We start from the raw sequence: 18790 nt of genomic DNA on the forward strand, positions 1-18790 counted from the left end.
TCCGAATGAAACACTACCTGATAGGAGCCGCGGCCGGCGGCGGTCTCGTCATCGCGGGCGTTGTCATGGGCGCGCTGCTCTTCGGGGGCGGGCCCGGCCAGCAGCCGCCGCAAACGGACTCCGAACCGGTCGCCGGTTCCGAGCAGCCCCTGGATAGCGGGCGCGACCCGGCCATGGCCGAGGCCGAAACGGCGTATGCGGCGGGCGATCTCGCCGGCGCGTACGAGGCGCTGCTGCCGCTCGCTGAAAGCGGCCATCCGCTCGCCCAGCAGCGCATCGGCTACATGTACAAGGAGGGGCTTCATGTCGAGGCCGACCCGGCCGAGGCGATCAGCTGGCTCGAGCGCGCCGTGGAGCAGGGCAATGAGGGAGCCGGCGCGCTGCTGGCCGAGCTTCTCCGCGAGCGGTCGATCAGCCAGCCGGTTTCCGGGGCGGTGATCGAGGACCTTTCCCGCGCGGCCGAGCTCGGCGATGTCGAGGCCCAGGCGGTGCTCGGCTCCTACTACCTCGCCGGACACGGCGTCGCCGCCGATCCGGAGCGGGCCGTGGAGCTTCTTCGCGACGCCGCCGAAGCCGGGGACATGCGCGCCCAGAGCAATCTGGGCTACGCCTACGCGACCGGAACCGGCGTCGCGGCGGACCAGGCGGAGGCGCGCCGCTGGTACGGCGTCGCGGCGGAGGCGGGGCTGGTGCGCGCGCAGACCGCCTATGCCCTGATGCTCGAAGAAGGCCGCGGCGGCGCCGAGGACTTCGCCGAAGCGATGCGCTGGTATCTCAACGCCGCCGAGGGCGGTCACAGGCCGGCCATGGCCCGCCTTGGGCGCCTGATCCTCGAAGAGCGCATGCAGCCTCCCAACGCGTTGCGTGCGGCCGAGTTCGTACGCGCTGCGGCCGAGGACGGCGCCGACGGCGCGGTCGACTGGCTTCGGGCGCGCCAGAGCGAAGGCGTGGCGGAGGCGGGCACTCAGCTCGCGATGATGTATCAGGCGGGCGCCGGCGTGTCCGAGGATCCCGAGCGAGCGCTGGCGCTCCTTGAGGAGAGCGCCGCAGCCGGAGAGCCGGTCGCGCAATACCATCTCAGCCGGCGCTATGCGTCAGGCGACGGGGTCGACCAGGACTATGTCGAGGCGCACAAGCTGGCCAATCTCGCCGCGGCCCAGGGGCTGGAGCCGGCCGTCGAGGCGCGTCGCCTGGTCGCTCAGCTCATGACCGAGGACCAGATCGCCGAGGCCCAGGCGGCGGCCGCGGCCTGGCGGGAGACGCATGATGGCGCGGCGCCCTGATCCTGCGCGTCGATATTTGCCGGCGCTGATGCTGCTGGCCGCGACCATCGCCCCGGTCGAGGCCCAGGCGCCGGATCCGGCGGACGGAGCCGGTTTCTCGGAGGCGCGCGGCGATCTCCTGGCCCGCGCCGAAGCCGGCGCGCCGGACGCGCAGCGCAGGCTCGCCGACCTCCTGCGCGACGGCCGGGCCGGCGAGCAGGATTTCGCGCGCGCCGCGCTCTGGTACGAACGCGCTGCGCGACAGGGGGATGCGCCCGCACAGAACGCGCTCGGCCGTCTTTATGTCGAAGGCCTCGGCGTCGAGCGAGACGCCGAGGCGGCGGTGGATTGGCTCCGGCGCGCCGCCGAGGCCGGCGATCCCGCGCATCAGCACGATTACGGGCTGGCGCTGGAGAACGGGCTCGGCGGAGCAGGTCGGGAGGACGCGGCTGCGCAGTGGTATCGGCGCGCCGCCGATCGCGGTCACGCCCCGGCCCAGACGAGCCTCGGCGTGCTCTATCTCGAAGGGCGCGGGGTGGAGCGCGACGCCGCGCGGGCGCGCGCGCTGTTTCGGCGCGCCGCCGAGGCGGGCGACGCGCGTGCGCAGAACAATCTCGGTCTTGTCTATGCGCGAGGGGCGGGGGTGGAGCGCGATTACGAAGCCGCCGCGCGCTGGTTCGCCGCTGCGGCCGAACAGGGGCTGGCCCAGGCCATGACCAATCTCGGCGTCCTGCGGGCGAACGGGTTCGGCGTCGAACTCGACGAGGCCGAGGCCGCCGAGCTTTACCGTGCGGGCGCCCAGGCGGAGAGCGCGCGGCTGAGCGTTCTGCTCGACCGGATCGGCCTTCCCGCCGGCGCGCGGCTGGCGGCGCCCGCCGACGAACCCGGCGCGCTCGGCCGCGATCGGCGCGCGGCCGAGCTGGGCGACCCGGTCGCTCAATTCGCGATGGGCTATCGCTTCTCTCACGCCATCGGCGTGCGGCGTGACGCCGGCGAGGCGGCGCGCTGGTTTCGCGCCGCGGCGGAGAACGGCTCGCGCGACGCCGGTTTCAATCTCGGCCTGATGTATGCGCGCGGCGAGGGCGTGCCGCAGTCCTATGTCGAGGCCTATCGTTGGCTGAATTTCGCCGCGGCGGGCGAAGTGCCAGGAGCCGCCGAGGTGCGCGACGTCCTCGTCGAACGCATGTCGCGGGGCCAACGCGCCGAGATCCGGGAACGCGCCGGTCCGGTCGGCCCCTAGTCGTCCGGAAAGGGAAAATCCGGCGCTGTCATCGGAATTTGCTGTTGGAGCGGGCGGTCCATGTGTTACGCATGTTGATGATGCAGCTCGGGGGCTGAATTGATGAAGTCCTTCATTGCAGCTTTGGCGCTGTCTCTCTTCGTTGCGGCGCCGGCCGCCGCGGAGACGCTGCGCGCCGACGAGCGATTCACCCAGACCCGTCTCGTTTTCTCGGTGAACGGCTCATACACGAACTACACCCTCACCGTTTCCGGGCCGCAGGGGTTTCACGCCCAGGCCCATGGCGAGCGCAGCGCGCCGACGCTGCGGCTGGCCGATTACGGCGAGGTCCCCGACGGGGTCTACAACTATCAGCTGACCGCCGCGACCGACCGGTTCCGCGAACAGGTCAGCCAGGCGAGCCGGATGAATAACGGCCGCGAAAACACGACGATGCGTCCGCGCGTCGGCGCGTCGGTCTCGGGCGCGTTCCATGTCCGCGACGGCCGCATCCGGGAATTCGAGGATATCGAGGAATCGCAGGGCCTCTGACGACGCCTGCGCTGGCCAAGGCTGGGGAGCGAATCATGAAGAAGTTTTTGTTGAGCGCCGCGCTCGGACCCGTTCTGGGCGTCCTGGGGCTTCAGGCCGTCGAAGCGCAGACCGTTCTGAGCACGACTGACGCCACCATTAATGACAGCCTGTGCGTCGGCACCGACTGTACGAGCAGCGAAACCTTCGGCTTCGACACGATCCGGATCAAGGAGAACAACACCCGGCTTCGTTTCGACGATACGAGCGCGTCCGGCAGTTTCCCCGCCAATGATTGGGAGCTCATCGCCAACGAGAGCGAGAACGGCGGCGTGAACGCCTTCTTCATCGAGGACGACACCGCCGGGCGCAACATTCTCGCGCTCGAAGCCGGCGCGCCGGCGAACTCGCTTTATGTCGAGTCCGACGGCGACGTCGGATTCGGCACGTCCAATCCGGTCGCCGATCTGCACATGGTCACCGGCGACTCGCCGTTCCTCCGCCTGGAGCAGGACGGCTCCTCAGGCTTCACGCCGCAGACCTGGGACATCGCGGGCAACGAGACGAACTTCTTCATCCGCGACGCGACGAACGGCAGCACGTTGCCCTTCCGCATCCGCCCGGGCGCGCCGTCGAACGCGATTGATATTGATGATGATGGAGATGTGTTCGTCGGCTTGGCTTCGAACTCGACGAATATCGGCGACCTCGTTCTCGGCGGCGGCGGCGTGAAGCTGCTCGATCTCGTTTCCGATACGGCGGGGCAAATTCGGTTTATCGGCGACACCACCAATCGCCGGATCGTCGCGCGCGATGCGGATACTGGGCCCGCCGATACGCAGATCATCATGCGTGACAGTGAGCTTGCGTTCGCCGGCGCGGATACCAGTGACGCCAACATGTTTGCAACTTTCGATACAGGTGGACTCGATATCGGGTCGCACACCGACTCCACGGTCCGGTTGATGACGATCCAGTCGAGCACGGCCGCGCAGATGCGCCTGGTCGGCGCCACGAACAACCGACGTTTTGTCGCCTCCGACACGCCGCTTGGCGCCGCCGATACGCAGATCATCATGCGTGATAGCGAAGTTGCCATAACGGGGCCTGACGCGAGCAGCCCGTGGGCGACCATCACTTCCAGCGGCATTGTTACGAACGGCGGTGGCGCGTGTGATCCGGGGCCCTGCGACGACGTGTTCAACCCGGACGTTTTCCAGCCGCTCTCGATCGACGAGCACGCCGGTCTCATGTGGGAGAACAGCTATCTTCCCGGCGTCGGTCCGACCCCGGAGGGCGCTCCGATCAATCTCGGCCAGAAGGTCACGGGCGTGCTGCACGAACTCGAAGTCGCGCACATCTATATCGAGCAGCTCAACAATCGGGTGAACGCGCTTGAGGCGGAGCTCGCCGAGCAAGAGGGCTAGCAGGGTCGCTTCAAAAAGCGCCTTTCCCAACAATAATATTATTGGGAGCACGCACGGTCGAACCGGTAGGAGAATTCCCACGCTTAAATGGTTCGACCGTGCTCCGCTAACAAAGCGACGGCCGATTTGGCTGCTCGGATGGTTTCTCATACGCTGCAATGCGCGGGAAAATCGCAACACTGCGTGCTAACCTCATCGCCGATAGGGCGTGAGTGTGCAAACCTTCAGGCGATTCCTTGCAGCATTCTGCTTGTTCTAGTACAGATATGCCAGTCTTCGAAAAGAATGGTCGGCGCCTTCTATACATTCATATACCCAAAACCGGCGGAACGACTGTCGAGGAGACTCTTCTAGCAAACGGTCACCGGATGAGTTACCGCCGTGGGGGGCGCTACGGGCCGCTGACACTCGAAGATCGCGAACGCGGATGCTCGCCGCAGCACATGCACGCGGCATTGCTGGAGGAAACCTTCGACCCGGAGAATTTCGACGAGATATTTGCGCTGGTCCGCCATCCTGTCGACCGCTTCGTTTCCCAATATAAATTCCTACTTGCCGCAGGGCGCAAAGTGCCCGATTTCCACACTTGGATGGAGGGTGTGCCTGAGCGACTTCGCCGCGACCCTTTCGTATATGACAACCATCTTCGCCCGCAGCACGAGTTTATCTGGACTTCGCGATGCCGCGTGTTCCGGCTGGAGGAGGGGCTCGATGCAGTGTTCGCCGCGCTGTCCGAGCCAGGCGAGAAAATTAGTTATGGCGGTGAAGCGTGGATCCGGCTCGCCCATGACGATGCATCCGCTTGGCGTGAATCCGCGCGTGATCACGTGAAATCGCTCTACTTCGACGATTTTGTCTCCTTCGGCTATGACTGACGCGTGGCAGATACGCGCCGCAAGACGGGTGCCCATGCGCGTTCAAATCAAATCCCTCGACGCGGCGGTTAAGGGCCGAACCGAGCCAGAATCCAGACTGGCCAGCGCCAGTGAGACGTTGAGGCTCGCTGTGTCCGGACGGGTCGAAGCGGGCCCACGTCCGGATTTATTCCTGGAGATAAACGACGAGACGCGTAAGGCCCGAGAGGCGTTGCATGGGAAGGTCGAGGCCGCGCGCGGGTTTCCGATCGGCCGCTTGCGACTGGAGAACGTTTATGTCGCCGGCCATGAGGGCGCGATCCTCGATCCGGTGAATGAGGCCTGCTGGACCGGAATGACCGCAGGGTGGCCGGAGGAAGCTGCCTTGAAGCGCCTCAAGGAATTTGACTTCGCGCGGCAGGCCGGTGTCTCTCACTTTGTGCTCGATGATTTTCGAACGCTCGCCGACAAGGGTTTATCGCTGGACCGGGTCGAGCGAGCCGCTGTGCTGACAGGCCCCGGCGGCAGGATCTACGGTCATTGGCTGATCGACGTCCTACCACGCCTCGATCATTATCTCGAAGATACGCTGGAGCCGGGCACCCTGTACCTTACTAACCCGCTGAAACCGTTCATGCGTGAAATCCTCACCGCTGTCGGCGCGGATTGGTTGGCGCTTCGCGATTACCATCCGAGCCGGATTCATGCAGTGGATGAACTCATCATAGAGACGCTGCCGCGCCATTTCCATGTCGTCCAAGCTTCACGGCTGCATGCGGGCCTGGAGCGGCTGGAGCATGGTCTTCCCGCAGTTGCGGACACCGGGATCGAGCCCGCGCGAAAAATCTATGTTTCAAGGGCGCGCTGGCAGCGGCGCACTCTCGTCAACGGCGTTGAGATCGAGGCTTATCTCGCTGGACGGGGCTGGAGGGTCGTCCACCCAGAGACCCTCACCGTTGCGGAACAACGCGCGCTATTTTCGTGCGCGGAAATAGTACTGGGAGAAGACGGGTCGGGTTTGCACAACACCCTTTTTTCGCCGCCGGGAGCACGTCTTCTCGTGATCAATCTGGGACGTTCGAATCTCTTTCACGCAAGCCTATCCGATATCAAGGAGCAGCATATAGCCTATATCGACGCAGAGCCGAACGGGGCGAAAGGTTGGCATCTGCCGATCGATCGACTAGCCGATACCCTCGCCGAGGTCGACCGATAAGCAAAAGTCTCAAGGGTTGCACGCGGAAAGGAAGGCGTTCGAACGGCTTAGCAGGGAAGAGAGGGCATGACCCATTTTGTTCAGCTTCACACCCGAAACAGTCTCGACGCGTTTCGCGATGCTCCAGACAACCTGGTATTCGTTCATATCGGCAAGTGCGGAGGAGCGTCAGTCTGGGATGGCCTCCAGCGTAGCCAAGTAATCGAAGCACGTTTTTCGGAAGTCGGCAAGGTACACTTTGCAAAACCGCGCCGTTTTGACGCCGCGAAGCTACTCTTCCTAGTCCGAAACCCGATAGAGAGAACGATCTCGGCCTTCAATTGGCGGCGCAAGCTCGTTGTCGACGAGGCGGTGCAGAAGGACCGCTTTGCCGGGGAATACGACGTGATCGTCAAATATGGGTCGATCAACGCGCTGGCCGAGGCTCTGTATACGGACGCGGGCTTGGACCCGTTAGCGGACAGCGACTTCCAAACCATCCACCACCTAAAAGAAGATATCGCCCACTACCTGGCTGACTTGGTGGGCCATGCGTCCCGCGACCAGATCGTTTCGGTCATGGTCACCGATTATCTCAATGCCTATATGAAGCGTGTCTTCGGGCTCGACGACGTCAAGCGCTTGCATGAGAACCGCCCGAACGCGGTGGCGAATGACGCCGAATTGTCCGAACGGGCGCGCGCTAATCTGCGGCGCTATCTGCAAGCCGATTACGCAGTGATCAAACGGTTGCGGGAGCGCGGGTTCATCGATTCACAAGAATTCGAGATGTTGATGCGCTGAACATGGCCCGACCCCCGCGTTTAACACCCGACGGGTCGACCGGAATCATCGACGTCTCAACCAAGCATTGGGCGCGTACGTTATGTTGTGGCCATAGAAATCACATAGCCCGGTGTCGATTTGGTGGGCGTCGCCCGTCGCATCCAGGAACGTTTCGACCGCCCGGTTCGGCCTATCATCGAAGCGCCCATATTGCGCGCCGGGTAGATCGGCGACAACGCCGTCCTCCATCACGAAAAAATTGCCAGCCTCCATTTGCGGGTCGAAGAAATCGACCGCCTTGCGCGCCGCGCGGTCGGCTAGCATGCGGGCGGCGCTCATCCGTTCAGCTGATCGCATTCCGCTCGAAGCTGTCCGATCAAGCGCGGACGGTATTGCGGACTCCTGAATCGCACTCCCTGAAGCTCGGTGTATTCGTCGTCCATCTGCTTGCGCGCCGGCGCGGCCTGGTTTGTCGCCGCCCCCCCATGCACCTGATGGAACGTGCCTTCGCCGAGGATCATCCAGGGGTCCCCGACCGCCTCGACCGCGCGCTTCCAGAAATCCAGGTTCACCTTGCCGCCTCCCGGTGACCGGAAGCGCTCATCGAGACCGCCGAGCTGGTCCCACAGTGACCGCGGAAGGAAGACGGCGTTGCTTTCTGCTATCGGCTTGAACCAGCCCTTGGCGGAAGACGCCGCGAACACCGAGATCTCGAACAGGCGATAGCCGTTCTCGCGCCAATCGACGCTGGCGAGCAGCTCGTCCTCGACTTCCTGGTCATAACCCTCGAACACCGACTTCATCTGGACATCAGGGCCCAGATGAAAGCCGTAAGTTCCGATCAGGCCCTGCGGGTCGATCCGGTGCGCATTGAGAGCGTACTTGAGCAGGCCGGGCGACGCGAGGCGGGCGCCGTCGATCATCAGGCCGATCAGCGGCGCTCGCGCGGTCCGCACCGCTGCATTGATGGCGCTGGACGGAGAGGGGCTGGCGTCGTCGATTCTGATGACGCGCGTCTCGGGCGCGATCGCCTTGAGCTCGGCTTCGTCCACGGGAACCGAGGAACCGTTATCCACCACGATGATCTCGTAGCGGAGCGGACCGATCCCGCGCTGGTAGTCACGGCTGAGCGAGTAGATCGTGCGGGGCAGTTCGCGCGCCATGTTGTAGGCGGCGACGACGAGACTCAGCTGGGGGCGCGGACGGAAGGGAAGCATCTAGGCGCGACCCGGCCTCAGAATTTCCTTCAGGACATCTCTCGTCGGGCGCTTGGCTTCGCGCCGGTCGATCAGCTTGATGGGAGGGTCCTCGGGTGTGGGGCCCGGACGCCCGTCCAACATGGGCGCGAAATTGTCCGCCATCAGTTTGCGCATGACCGGATTATAGCGAGACCAGAGCGCAGAGTTCTTCGGCTTCAAGCCGGTTATTGCGAGCAGGCCCGTCGGCGCGGTGTCCAGCCAGGTGAGCTGCAGGTCGGGCCGGTTCTCGGCGATCAGTTCGACGGCGCGCCAGACATCGCCGGTCCAGACCCGGCTTTCCCTTTCCCGGCGGGCTTGGATGGGGTGGTTCGGCAGAACGTCGTCGATCAAAATCACTCCGTCCGGCGCCATGAACCGCTCGATATTCATGAAATCCCGAACGACAAACTCGCTAAGGTGCATGCCGTCGATAAAGGCGAGATCGATCGGGCCGGAGATCGCATCCTTTGCATGAAAGAAAAAGAAGTCGTCGCTGGTGCATTCGAACAGCCGGACATTCTCGAACGAATCGCCAAGAGCCGGACACGGGTCGACGCCGATGGATTCGCATTCGCTTAGCTTGAGACTGGATCCCTTGCGTACGCCGATCTCGACATAGCGGCGCGGCTCGACGATTTCGTGGATGTCCTCAAGCGCCTCGAGATAACCACGCGCGCCTTTGACGGTCTCGGCGCCTTCGATCGCGCTCGGCGTGTCCTCGATCGGCGGGCAGTCCATGCGCGGCGCCGACTTTATCTGTGCGACTTCGCCCCCTTTGGAAAAGACGCCAACGAGATCGTTCCACGGACCGCGCTGGTCCATCCATACATGAACCAGCCTCATCCCTGTCCAGTCGGCGAGCGCCCGCCAAGCGTCGGGGTAGAAGCGGTAGCAGTCCACGGGATAGCGGTGGATTGGCCCTGCAGAGGGCGCAATCAGGAAAGCGAGGCCGCCAGGTTTGAGGATGCGTTCAATCTCGCTCGCGACGCGCCAGAAATGGGCGCAGTGCTCAAGCATCTGACCTGAAACGACGAGATCAAAGCTGCCATCTTCTTCCGGAATATCGTAGGGGCTGTCGAGTACGACATCGACGCCCGGGCCGGCTTCGAGATCGAAACCTACAAAGGCGTCGGCGCCGGAGAACAGCTCGCGATAGCTGCCATTGACGCTCTGCGAGCCGAGATCGGCGATCTTCAGCGCGTTGCGATCGTCAGGGAGATACCAGCGGACGCAGCGCTCCATATTCTCGGCCGACGAGGCATGCATCTGAATTCCCCCGAAACAACCGCCAGTTAGGCAAGGCCGGCCGCTTTCTGATCTGCCCGATTGATGTTCTAAGGGTCCGATCGCCCTGATCGCAAGCGGCCGGCTGAGATCAGGTCGACCCCCCCTCCCGATACTCCCGGAACCACTCCGCGAACCGGGCGACGCCCTCGGCCAGCGGCGTTTCGGGGACCGCGCCGTAATCGGCCTTGAGCTTCGTCACGTCGGCGCAGGTGTGGGTGACGTCGCCGGGCTGCGGGCCGACGGTCTCGATCTTCGCGTCGACGCCGAGCTCGGCCTCCAGCGCCTCGACCAGGGCGCGGGTCTCGACCGGGTTCGAGCCGCCGATATTGTAGACTTCGTTGCGCGGTCCGGGGGCGTCGTCGAGCACGCGCAGCAGCGGCGCGATCACATCGTCGATATAGGTGAAGTCGCGCTCGTTGCGGCCGTGGTTGAACAGCCGGATCGTCTCGCCCTCGAGCATGGCGTCGGCGAACAGCCAGTAGGCCATGTCCGGCCGGCCCCAGGGCCCGTAGACGGTGAAGAAGCGCAGCCCCGTCTGCGGCAGGCCGTAAAGATGCGTGTAGGCCGCGCTCATCAGCTCGTCGGCGCGCTTGGTCGCCGCGTAGAGCGAGACCGGCGCGTCGGCGGCGTCGGCCTCGCGGAAAGCGCCGGGGCGCTCGCCATAGACCGAACTCGACGAGGCGTAGACGAGGTGGGCGAGGCGGTCGCCCAGCGCCCGGGCGGCCTCCAGCACGGCGAGATGGCCGGTGACGTTGGCGCGCGTGTAGGCGAAGGGCGCCTCCAGCGAGTAGCGCACGCCCGCCTGGGCGGCGAGATGCAGGATGCGCTCGGGCTCGGCGTCGATCATGAACCGCGTCGCCGCCTCGTGATCGCCGAGATCGATCTGTTCGAAGGAGAAGCCGTCACGGGCGGCGAGCCGCGCCAGGCGGGCCCGCTTCAGTCCGACATCGTAGTAGGGCGACAGGCAGTCCAGGCCGATCACGCGCTCGCCGCGTTCGAGCAGCGCCTTGGACGCATGGTAGCCGATGAAGCCGGCCGCGCCGGTGACCAGGATCGTCATGTCCGTTCGGCGCTCCCCCGGATTGCCGGCGCATCCTAGGAAGGGGCGCCGGGCTGTCAACGACGCGCCGAGCTGCGTCGTCCCCCGCGCCCGCCTTGCTTTTCATCAGCGCTTCCCCATGCTTGCCGCGCTGCAGCAAGAACCGGAGATTCCATGCCTGACGCCCCGCTTTTCGACGCTCTTCTCGTCGAGAACGTCCACGCCGACGCCGAGAACGCCCTGCAGGCCTACGGGCCCGTTTCGGTGCGCCGGATCGACGGGTCGCCGGAGCGGGCGACGCTGGAGCGCGAGGCTGCGAGCGCCAACGTGCTGGGCATCCGCTCGCGGACCCAGGTCGACAAGGCGCTGCTCGAATCGGCGAGCGCGCTGCGGGCGGTCGGGTGCTTCTGCATCGGCACCAACCAGGTCGATCTCGCCGAGACCGCGCGCCGCGGGATCCCCGTCTTCAACGCGCCCTTCGCCAATACGCGCTCGGTCGCCGAGCTGACGATGGCCAGCGTGATCATGCTGATGCGCCGCATCCCGGAGAAGATGACCGCGATCCGCGAGGGCGGCTGGCTCAAGACCGCCGCCGGCGCCAACGAGGTGCGCAAGAAGAAGCTCGGCATCGTCGGCTACGGCAATATCGGCGCGCAGCTCTCGGTGATCGCCTCGGCGCTGGGCATGCACGTCTATTTCTACGACATCGAGCCGAAGCTCGCCCACGGCAACGCCCGGCCCGTCGAATCGCTCGACGAGCTTCTCGCGCTCAGCGACGTGGTCACGCTCCACGTGCCCTCGACGCCGCGCACGCAGGGCATGATGACCCGGGAACGCATCGAGCAGATGAAGCCGGGATCCTACCTGATCAACCAGGCCCGCGGCGATCTCGTCGACATCGACGCGCTGGCCGACGCGCTCGAGAGCGGGCATCTCGCCGGCGCGGCCGTCGACGTCTTTCCCGTCGAGCCGAAGAGCAAGGACGAGGCGTTCGAGAGCCCGCTGACGCGGTTCTCGAACGTGATCCTCACTCCGCATATCGGCGGCTCGACGCTCGAGGCCCAGGCCGCCATCGGCGCGGACGCCGGCCACAAGCTGTCGCGCTTCCTCTACGAGGGCGCGACGGTGCATTCGGTCAACTTCCCCGAGATCGAGCCCGGCCCGCTGCAGCCCGGCCGCACCCGCCTGCTGGCGCCGCACATGAACGCGCCGGGCTTCCTGCGGCGGCTCAACGACCGCGCCGAACGCGCCGGCGCCAACGTCGCTGCGCAGTTCCTGCAGACCAAGGGCGAGCTCGGCTACGCCATCGCCGATCTCGAGGGCGAGTTGCCCGCCGACTTCCTGGACACGATCGAGGCGATCGAGGGCGCCATCTGGGCGCGGCTCATCAACGGCCCGGAGGCCTGATCTCAGGCCACCGCGCCGGCGACCTCGACGGCGGCGCAGACCTCGCTGACGACCATGTCGATGAGCTTGCGGTCGCCCTCGGCCATCACGCGGACCACCGGCTCGGTGCCGGACTTGCGGACCAGCAGCCGGCCGTCGGCGCCGAGCCGCTTCTCGCCGGCGGCGATCGCGGCCCTGACGTCGTCATGGTCAAGCGGGCTGGCGCCGCGCTCGTAGCGCACGTTCCTGAGCAGCTGCGGCGACGGTTCGAACACGTGCAGCAGCTCGCTCGCCGGCTTTCCGGATTCGATGAGCAGGCGCAGCACCTGCAGGGCCGCGATCAGCCCGTCGCCGGTGGTGGCGTATTCCGACAGCACGATGTGGCCCGACTGCTCGCCGCCCAGATTGGCGCCGATCTCGCGCATGCGCTCGACGACGTATCGGTCGCCCACCTTGGTGCGGTCGAGCTTGAGGCCGGCCTCGGCCAGGGTCTTCTCCAGCCCGATATTCGACATCTGCGTGGCCACGACGGTGTCGGAGGCGAGCTGGCCGGTCTGTTTCCAGGCCAGCGCGATGCGCGCCAGGACCTGGTCGCCGTCGACGATCTCGCCGGCCTCGTCGCAGAGGATGAGCCGGTCGGCGTCGCCGTCGAGCGCGAGGCCGAGATCGGCGCGGTAGCGCGTGACGTTCTCCGACAGGGCGTCGGGCGAGACCGCGCCGCAATCCTCGTTGATGTTGAAGCCGTCGGGCTCGACATTGATCGGGATGACGTCGGCGCCGAGCTCCCACAGCACGGTCGGGGCCACCTTGTAGGCCGCGCCGTTGGCGCAATCGACGACCACGCGCAGGCCGGTCAGGCGCATCTGGCGGGGGAAGGTCGCCTTGACGATCTCGACATAGCGCGCCTGGGCGTCGTCGATGCGACGGGCCCGGCCGAGATCGGCCGGCGCGGCCAGCGCGTCGGCCATGTCGCCGTCCATGAAGCCTTCGATCTCGAGCTCGGCGTCGTCGCCGAGTTTCTCGCCGTCGGGGCCGAACAGCTTGATGCCGTTATCCTCGAACGGGTTGTGCGAGGCCGTGATCATCACGCCCATATCCGCGCGCAGCGAGCGCGTCAGCGTGGCCACCGCGGGGGTGGGCAGCGGGCCGAACTGCAGCACGTCCATGCCCGCGCTGGTGAAGCCCGAGACCAGGGCGGATTCGATCATGTAGCCCGACAGGCGCGTGTCCTTGCCGATCACCACGGAGTGGCGCCGCCCGTTGTCGCGCCGGAAATGCCGCGCCGCGGCCATGCCCAGACGCAGCGCCGTCTCCGCGGTCATCGGAAACGTGTTGGTCGCGCCGCGAACCCCGTCGGTGCCGAAATACTTCTTGGTCATCGTCCCTTCTCTCCGGCTCAGGCGAGTCCGCCGCGGCCGGTCTTCTCCCAGTCGGCGAGGAAGGCTTCTAGCCCCGTGTCGGTCAGGGGGTGCCGGATCATCTCGTCGAAGGTTTTCGGCGGAAGCGTGGCGGCGTCGCAGCCGACCAGCGCGGCCGCCTCGACATGGCCGGGATTGCGCAGCGAGGCCGCGAGGATCCGCGTCTCGAAGCCGTGCCGGTCGTAATGGGCGCGGATGTCGCGCAAGAGCCCGATCCCGTCGCCGCCGGCGTCCTCCACCCGGCCGACGAAGGGCGAAACGAAGGTCGCGCCCGCCTTCGCCGCAAGCATCGCCTGGTTCAGCGAGAAGCACAGCGTGACGTTGGTCGCGACGCCCTCGTCGGCGAAGCTGCGGCAGGCCTCGAGGCCCGGCCCGGTCAGCGGCAGCTTGATCACCACGTTGTCGGCGATCTCGCGCAGCCTGCGGCCCTCGCGGAGCATGCCCTCGACATCGGTCGCCACGACCTCGGCCGAGACCGGTCCGGAGACGGCCGCGCAGATCGCCGCCACGCGGTCGAACACGTCGGCGCCCGATTTCGCGATCAGCGACGGGTTGGTGGTCACGCCGTCCACGAGCCCGGCGCGGGCCCGCCCGGCGATCTCGTCGATTTCGGCGGTGTCGAGGAAAAGCTGCATCCGTATCCCTGTCAGGCGCGGCGATGCGCCGCGCGCAAAGGAAGCACCGACGCGGCGCGCCGCGCAAGGCGCTTGGCGCAGCCGGTCGGCCGCCCTACTCGGCCAGCAGGCGGGCGAAGCGCTCGCGTCCGGCGCGGTCGTGTTCGTGCTCGCCGCCGTCGCGCGGCGCGGCGCGGGCGCGATCCGGCTTGAGGCTGAGCGCGGCGGTGAGCGCGAGGGCGAGCCCGGCGTGATGCCATTCCTGCCAGAGCCCGTAGCCCACCGAGACGGCGACGACCCACAGCGTGAAGGCGAAGACGAGCCCGGCGGCGACCGGACTCGAGGGCGCGCGCCGCTCCAGTCCGGCCGCGGCGAGCATGCACGCCGCCGTCGTGAGCATGGCGCCGACGAGGCCGGTTTCGAGCCAGATCTGGAGCCCGGCGTTGTGGGCGTGCAGCGGGATGAGATCGAACTCGACGCCGCGCAGCTCTGCGGGCCGGCTGAGCACGCGCGCCGCATCGAGGCCGTGGCCGAAGATCGGCCGTTCGGCGATGAGGCCGGCGGTCTCCCGCCAGATCTCGATGCGCATCGCCCAGCTCAGCGGCAGGCGGTTCAACGCGTCGTCCGGCAGGGCGTCGATCAGGAAGCGCATCATCGCCGGTGCGAACAGGATCGACAGCGCGGTCACGACGAGCGCGGCCTGCAGCGTGCGCCGGGGAAACGCGATGGCGAGCGCCGCCGCGCCGGTCGCCGCCAGGAAGGCGATCATGTTGGCGGTCACGTCGAAGGCGTTCGACGCGAACAGCGCCGCCAGCCAGACGCCGACCGCGGCGCAGCGCAGGAAGGCGCCGCCGGCCCGCCAGAGCAGCATCGCCGCCGGGCCCGAGAGCATGAGCACGGCGAAGCTGCCGCGGCTGAGATTGCGGTCGATATGGCCCTGCAGGGCCTCGAGCCCGCCGGTATAGCCCTCGAACGCGATCTTGAAGCTGTAGGTGATCACGCCGTTCGTCCCGGCCTCGAACAGGAAGTAGAGCAGCGCGGCGGCGGCGGAGAAGACGACCATGGTCCGCAGCGTCCGCAAGGCCCGGCCGGTCGCCTGCGCCGCGGCCAGCGGAATCATCGCGAACAGCGGCGTGAGCAGGGCCAGCTTGAGGAGCTGATCGGGACGGTCATAGGGCGACCAGAGCCAGCTCAGGCAGATCCACTCGATGGCGAGCACGGCGAAGGCGAGCGCCGGTCCCGGCGCGCGCAGCCGCGATCCGACGAGGCGGGGCGCGGCCAGGGCGCCGCCCGCGATCGCGCCCGCCGGGGCGAGACCCAGCCCGCCGGCCGCGGCGAACACCCCCGCCAGCGGAAAGACGAGGCGATAGATCCATCGCGCGCGACGGGTCCCGGGGCCGAGTCGTCCGGTCATCGTCCGCCGCCAATGCTCCGTCGCCTGAGCGGCGCGGGCTCCAGCCGCGCGCCGGGCTGCGGTCGCAGGACCGGCGCGACGCGCGCATAGAGCGGCTGGACAATGCGGTTGTAGCCCCGTCGCATGGCGTCGGCGATGTCCCGATCGGTGCGCCTAGCGCTGCGGTTGCTGCGAGGGTAGTCGGCGAGATCGGAGTCGGTCTCGGCGAAGGCCTTGAGCCGCTCCAGGCTGTCGGGCTCGCCGGTGCGCAGGACCAGGAGCTGGTCGCGGCGACCCTCGCGCTCGAAGAAGGCTTCGACTTCGGCGTTGTGCGCCTCGTAGACGGCGATGTGCTCCTCGCGAAAGCCGTGGGGATAGTAGCGCCCGAAGATGTAGCGCTGGCTGTGGGTGACCGGGTGGGCGTGCCGGTTGTGGCGCAGCAGGCTTTCGTACCACTCCGCGGAATCGCGCACCGTCAGGACGAATCGCGCCCGGTCGCCGTAGGCCTCGAGAAACGGCTTGTACATGTAGGGATGCGGCCAATCGACGAAGACGTCGGCGGTTTCGTAGTGCGCCATCACGGTGTCGAGGTCGCCGGTCCGGAACGCCTTCCAGATCTTGAAGCGGCGGTGCCGGGTCTCGAATCCCATCGCCGCCATCGCGTCGTGGAGACTGGTCAGCCCCGTCTTCATGAAGCCCAGGCCGAGGAATTTGAGATCGCTCATGGCGCTCCGCCTCCTCCCGCAGGGGCGGCGTCGAGGCGGACCGCGTCCGGCGCGGCGTTCCAGGACAGCAGTTCGACCGCGCCGTCCTCGCCGATGCGCGCGGCGCACATGTGGCCGGTGCGCACCTTGGCGTCGCCGACGGGCGCGTCGTCGCCCGCCAGCAGCCGATGGAAATAGCGCAGCACGCCGTTCGACGTCACGACGAGCACGGCGGCGTCGGGATCGCGCTCGCGGGTGACCGACTTGAACACGGCGCGCGCATTGTCGCGCAGCGTCGACGGCGAGGGCGACCAGCCCGCGCCGGAGGGCGGGATGGAGCGTTCGCGCCAGTCGCGGATGGCGGCCTCGCCCCAGGTCTCGGCGATCTCGGCGTCGGACTTGCCGCCCCACACGCCGTAATCGATCTCGCGCAGGCGCTCGTCGATCTCGACCTCGCCGGTGAAGCCGCAGGATTCCCCGGCCAGCCGCGCGCCGGTGCGCGTGCGCTTGAGCGGTCCGGCGAGGATGCGATCGAGCACGACGCCGGCCGAGCGGATGGCGCGGCCGATCTCGCGCGACTGCTCGAGACCCTGCTCGGTGAGCGGCAGGTCCTCGTTGGCGCCGACCCAGACCGGCGTGTCCTCCGGGCCGAACGTGTTTCCGTGGCGGGCGAGGATCAGCAGCATCTCAGACCAGCTCCCCTTCGCGGGCGATGATCGCCTCGGCGGTCTCGGCGTCGCCGGGACTGTCCACCGAACACGGCGTGCGCCCGCGATAATCCGTGATCACCACGCGGATGGGTATGCCGTTTTCGAGCGCGCGCAGCTGCTCCAGGCTCTCGGCCCTCTCGAGCGGAGAGGGTTCGAGTTTCACCAGTTCTTCCAACGTCTTGAAGCGATAGGCGTAGAGACCCACGTGCTTGTAGACCGGCGTGCCCGCCTCCGGGTGGCGCTGGAACGGGATGATCGCCTTGGAGAAGTAGAGGGCGTTCCCCGCATGATCGAACACCACCGTCGTGCCGCCGACCTCGCCGGCGGCCTTGGCGCGCTTCGTCGCCTCCAGGGCCTCGCCGGCGAACTCCACCGCCGGCGTGGCCATGGGCAGCGACGGGTCTTCAGCCATCGCCGCGGCGACGGCCTCGATCACCCAGGGCGGGGTGAGCGGCGCGTCGCCCTGCAGGTTGAGGATGACGTCGTCGTCTCCGGCGAAGCCCTTGACCGCCTCGAACACCCGCTCGGTGCCGTTTCGGCAGGTCTCCGGCGTCATCACGGCTTCGCCCCCGCCGGCCTCGACCGCGTCGCGGATGCGCGCGTCGTCGGTGGCGACGATGACGCGATCGACGCTCGGCGCGGCCGCGGCGACGCGGCGCACGCGCTCGACCATCGCTGTGCCGGCGATCGGATGCAGCGGCTTTCCGGGGAACCGGGTCGAGCCGTAGCGGGCGGGGATGACGGCGATGACGCTCATGACGGCGATCGGGGCTGAAACGGCGAGGGGGACTGTCTTGCACGGCCGGGCCCGAAGCGCAAAGCCGCCAGGGCCTTTGCCCGCGTCCGCCTCATGGGATAGAAGGCGCGCTTGCGACCCGCGCGCCGCGCCGACCGGGCCTGCGGCCGGAGGCGCCCGGGGTCGTCAGCCTGCTTGCAAGGAGGTTTCCGCATGGCCGGCCATTCGAAATGGGCCAACATCCAGCACCGCAAGGGCCGTCAGGACAAGGCCCGCGCGAAGCTTTTCTCCCGCCTTTCCAAAGAGATCATGATCGCGGTGAAGCTGGGCGGCCCCGACCCGGACATGAATCCGCGCCTGCGCCTGGCGATCGCCAACGCCAAGGGCCAGTCCATGCCCAAGGACAATATCGAGCGGGCGATCTCCAAGGGCTCGGGCGGCGATGTCGAGGAATATTTCGAGATCCGCTACGAGGGCTTCGGCCCCGGCGGCGTCGGCATGATCGTCGAGGCCTCGACCGACAACAAGAACCGCGCCGCCGGCGACGTGCGCGCGGCGTTCTCCAAGAACGGCGGCAATCTCGGCGAGACCGGCTCGGTCTCCTTCATGTTCGACCAGGTCGGCGAGATCCGCCTGCCGCTGTCGGTCGCCGACGAGGAGACGATGCTCGAGGCCGCCGTCGAGGCCGGCGCCGAGGACGTCGTCCAGGAGGACGGCGACGAGGACGAGGAAGGCGAACACGTCGTCTACTGCGCGCGCGACGATCTCGCCGACGTCGCCTCCGCGCTGGAGAGCCGCTTCGGTGAAGCGAAATCCGCCAAGATCATCTGGCGGCCGCAGAACCTCGTCGAGGTCACCGGCGAGAAGGCCCAGACGCTGTTCAAGCTGATGGAGGCCCTCGAGGATCTCGACGACGTGCAGAACGTCTACGCCAACTTCGACATCTCCGACGAGGAGATGGAGAAGCTCGCCTCCTGACCGGCCGCGAGGG

Annotated in this window: 19 protein-coding genes; 9 read left to right on the forward strand and 10 right to left on the reverse strand. The window is 67.1% G+C overall.

Annotated features, from left to right (window positions below):
• Positions 1-5 precede the first annotated feature (5 nt).
• The 7 genes from DDZ18_RS03810 to DDZ18_RS03840 all read left to right on the forward strand — a co-directional run bounded on the left by DDZ18_RS03810 (position 6) and on the right by DDZ18_RS03840 (position 7292).
• Positions 6-1283 (forward strand): tetratricopeptide repeat protein, encoded by a 1278-nt coding sequence (locus tag DDZ18_RS03810; protein WP_109252002.1) that lies wholly within the window; start codon positions 6-8, stop codon positions 1281-1283.
• 28 nt (positions 1284-1311) lie between these two features.
• Positions 1312-2502 (forward strand): tetratricopeptide repeat protein, encoded by a 1191-nt coding sequence (locus DDZ18_RS03815; RefSeq protein WP_158272056.1) that lies wholly within the window; start codon positions 1312-1314, stop codon positions 2500-2502.
• A gap of 102 nt (positions 2503-2604) precedes the next feature.
• The gene (locus DDZ18_RS03820; RefSeq protein WP_146190599.1) at positions 2605-3033 is read left to right on the forward strand and encodes a hypothetical protein; all 429 of its coding nucleotides are present in this window, start codon (positions 2605-2607) and stop codon (positions 3031-3033) included.
• Between the two features lie 35 nt (positions 3034-3068).
• Positions 3069-4439: a hypothetical protein gene (locus DDZ18_RS03825; RefSeq protein WP_109252005.1), complete on the forward strand. Its 1371-nt coding sequence runs from the start codon at positions 3069-3071 to the stop codon at positions 4437-4439.
• A 266-nt stretch (positions 4440-4705) separates the two neighbouring features.
• The gene (locus tag DDZ18_RS03830) at positions 4706-5314 is read left to right on the forward strand and encodes a sulfotransferase family 2 domain-containing protein (RefSeq protein WP_109252006.1); all 609 of its coding nucleotides are present in this window, start codon (positions 4706-4708) and stop codon (positions 5312-5314) included.
• A 34-nt stretch (positions 5315-5348) separates the two neighbouring features.
• Positions 5349-6509, forward strand: coding sequence for a glycosyltransferase family 61 protein (locus DDZ18_RS03835; protein WP_158272057.1), 1161 nt, complete (start codon positions 5349-5351; stop codon positions 6507-6509).
• A 66-nt stretch (positions 6510-6575) separates the two neighbouring features.
• A complete protein-coding gene (locus DDZ18_RS03840) occupies positions 6576-7292 on the forward strand; it encodes a sulfotransferase family 2 domain-containing protein (protein ID WP_109252008.1) in 717 nt (238 codons plus the stop codon).
• A gap of 45 nt (positions 7293-7337) precedes the next feature.
• Here the strand turns inward: DDZ18_RS03840 and DDZ18_RS03845 are convergent, their stop codons facing one another.
• From DDZ18_RS03845 to DDZ18_RS03860, 4 genes are all read right to left on the reverse strand, one after another.
• Positions 7338-7598 (reverse strand): CmcI family methyltransferase, encoded by a 261-nt coding sequence (locus tag DDZ18_RS03845; RefSeq protein WP_158272058.1) that lies wholly within the window; start codon positions 7596-7598, stop codon positions 7338-7340.
• 11 nt (positions 7599-7609) lie between these two features.
• Entirely contained in the window at positions 7610-8491 is an 882-nt protein-coding gene (locus DDZ18_RS03850; protein WP_109252010.1) for a glycosyltransferase, read from the reverse strand.
• Positions 8492-9778 carry a methyltransferase domain-containing protein gene (locus DDZ18_RS03855; protein WP_109252011.1) on the reverse strand — a complete coding sequence of 429 codons (1287 nt, stop codon included), beginning with the start codon at positions 9776-9778 and terminating at the stop codon, positions 8492-8494.
• Positions 9779-9887: 109 nt separating this feature from the next.
• Entirely contained in the window at positions 9888-10859 is a 972-nt protein-coding gene (locus DDZ18_RS03860) for an NAD-dependent epimerase/dehydratase family protein (protein ID WP_109252012.1), read from the reverse strand.
• A gap of 153 nt (positions 10860-11012) precedes the next feature.
• Here DDZ18_RS03860 and serA point away from each other — a divergent pair, with 153 nt between their 5' ends.
• Positions 11013-12245: a phosphoglycerate dehydrogenase gene (serA, locus tag DDZ18_RS03865; protein ID WP_109252013.1), complete on the forward strand. Its 1233-nt coding sequence runs from the start codon at positions 11013-11015 to the stop codon at positions 12243-12245.
• A gap of 2 nt (positions 12246-12247) precedes the next feature.
• On the opposite strand, the gene glmM is transcribed toward serA, so the two are convergent.
• The 6 genes from glmM to kdsB form a co-directional block, all read right to left on the reverse strand.
• Positions 12248-13603: a phosphoglucosamine mutase gene (gene glmM / locus DDZ18_RS03870; RefSeq protein ID WP_109252014.1), complete on the reverse strand. Its 1356-nt coding sequence runs from the start codon at positions 13601-13603 to the stop codon at positions 12248-12250.
• A 17-nt stretch (positions 13604-13620) separates the two neighbouring features.
• Complete coding sequence (gene fsa, locus DDZ18_RS03875) at positions 13621-14277, reverse strand: fructose-6-phosphate aldolase (protein WP_109252015.1); 657 nt, start codon at positions 14275-14277, stop codon at positions 13621-13623.
• Positions 14278-14371: 94 nt separating this feature from the next.
• Positions 14372-15670, reverse strand: coding sequence for an O-antigen ligase family protein (locus DDZ18_RS03880; RefSeq protein WP_158272059.1), 1299 nt, complete (start codon positions 15668-15670; stop codon positions 14372-14374).
• Positions 15667-16374, reverse strand: a complete 708-nt coding sequence (locus tag DDZ18_RS03885) for a sulfotransferase (RefSeq protein WP_109252017.1) — start codon at positions 16372-16374, stop codon at positions 15667-15669. Before DDZ18_RS03885 ends, DDZ18_RS03880 begins: the two co-directional genes overlap by 4 nt.
• Positions 16371-17039, reverse strand: coding sequence for a histidine phosphatase family protein (locus DDZ18_RS03890; RefSeq protein WP_109252018.1), 669 nt, complete (start codon positions 17037-17039; stop codon positions 16371-16373). Before DDZ18_RS03890 ends, DDZ18_RS03885 begins: the two co-directional genes overlap by 4 nt.
• Position 17040: 1 nt before the next feature.
• A complete protein-coding gene (gene kdsB, locus DDZ18_RS03895) occupies positions 17041-17820 on the reverse strand; it encodes a 3-deoxy-manno-octulosonate cytidylyltransferase (protein WP_109252019.1) in 780 nt (259 codons plus the stop codon).
• A 192-nt stretch (positions 17821-18012) separates the two neighbouring features.
• On the opposite strand from kdsB, the gene DDZ18_RS03900 reads away from it, so the two are divergent.
• On the forward strand, positions 18013-18777 hold the full coding sequence (locus DDZ18_RS03900; RefSeq protein WP_109252020.1) for a YebC/PmpR family DNA-binding transcriptional regulator: 765 nt from the start codon (positions 18013-18015) through the stop codon (positions 18775-18777).
• Positions 18778-18790: the final 13 nt, after the last annotated feature.

Origin of the sequence: Marinicauda salina, assembly GCF_003122085.1 — a bacterium.
Taxonomy (GTDB): Bacteria; Pseudomonadota; Alphaproteobacteria; order Caulobacterales; family Maricaulaceae; genus Maricicauda_A; species Maricicauda_A salina.

Excerpts from the sequence above, each read along its gene's own strand:
- DDZ18_RS03850 (WP_109252010.1), bottom strand. The coding sequence starts at position 8,491 with ATGCTTCCCTTCCGTCCGCGCCCCCAGCTGAGTCTCGTCGTCGCCGCC.
- DDZ18_RS03835 (WP_158272057.1), top strand. The coding sequence starts at position 5,349 with ATGCGCGTTCAAATCAAATCCCTCGACGCGGCGGTTAAGGGCCGAACC.
- serA (WP_109252013.1), top strand. The coding sequence starts at position 11,013 with ATGCCTGACGCCCCGCTTTTCGACGCTCTTCTCGTCGAGAACGTCCAC.
- DDZ18_RS03855 (WP_109252011.1), bottom strand. The coding sequence starts at position 9,778 with ATGCATGCCTCGTCGGCCGAGAATATGGAGCGCTGCGTCCGCTGGTAT.
- DDZ18_RS03880 (WP_158272059.1), bottom strand. The coding sequence starts at position 15,670 with ATGACCGGACGACTCGGCCCCGGGACCCGTCGCGCGCGATGGATCTAT.
- DDZ18_RS03885 (WP_109252017.1), bottom strand. The coding sequence starts at position 16,374 with ATGAGCGATCTCAAATTCCTCGGCCTGGGCTTCATGAAGACGGGGCTG.
- DDZ18_RS03810 (WP_109252002.1), top strand. The coding sequence starts at position 6 with ATGAAACACTACCTGATAGGAGCCGCGGCCGGCGGCGGTCTCGTCATC.
- DDZ18_RS03845 (WP_158272058.1), bottom strand. The coding sequence starts at position 7,598 with ATGCTAGCCGACCGCGCGGCGCGCAAGGCGGTCGATTTCTTCGACCCG.
- DDZ18_RS03840 (WP_109252008.1), top strand. The coding sequence starts at position 6,576 with ATGACCCATTTTGTTCAGCTTCACACCCGAAACAGTCTCGACGCGTTT.
- DDZ18_RS03900 (WP_109252020.1), top strand. The coding sequence starts at position 18,013 with ATGGCCGGCCATTCGAAATGGGCCAACATCCAGCACCGCAAGGGCCGT.
- DDZ18_RS03815 (WP_158272056.1), top strand. The coding sequence starts at position 1,312 with ATGCTGCTGGCCGCGACCATCGCCCCGGTCGAGGCCCAGGCGCCGGAT.
- kdsB (WP_109252019.1), bottom strand. The coding sequence starts at position 17,820 with ATGAGCGTCATCGCCGTCATCCCCGCCCGCTACGGCTCGACCCGGTTC.
- DDZ18_RS03860 (WP_109252012.1), bottom strand. The coding sequence starts at position 10,859 with ATGACGATCCTGGTCACCGGCGCGGCCGGCTTCATCGGCTACCATGCG.
- glmM (WP_109252014.1), bottom strand. The coding sequence starts at position 13,603 with ATGACCAAGAAGTATTTCGGCACCGACGGGGTTCGCGGCGCGACCAAC.
- fsa (WP_109252015.1), bottom strand. The coding sequence starts at position 14,277 with ATGCAGCTTTTCCTCGACACCGCCGAAATCGACGAGATCGCCGGGCGG.
- DDZ18_RS03825 (WP_109252005.1), top strand. The coding sequence starts at position 3,069 with ATGAAGAAGTTTTTGTTGAGCGCCGCGCTCGGACCCGTTCTGGGCGTC.
- DDZ18_RS03820 (WP_146190599.1), top strand. The coding sequence starts at position 2,605 with ATGAAGTCCTTCATTGCAGCTTTGGCGCTGTCTCTCTTCGTTGCGGCG.
- DDZ18_RS03890 (WP_109252018.1), bottom strand. The coding sequence starts at position 17,039 with ATGCTGCTGATCCTCGCCCGCCACGGAAACACGTTCGGCCCGGAGGAC.
- DDZ18_RS03830 (WP_109252006.1), top strand. The coding sequence starts at position 4,706 with ATGCCAGTCTTCGAAAAGAATGGTCGGCGCCTTCTATACATTCATATA.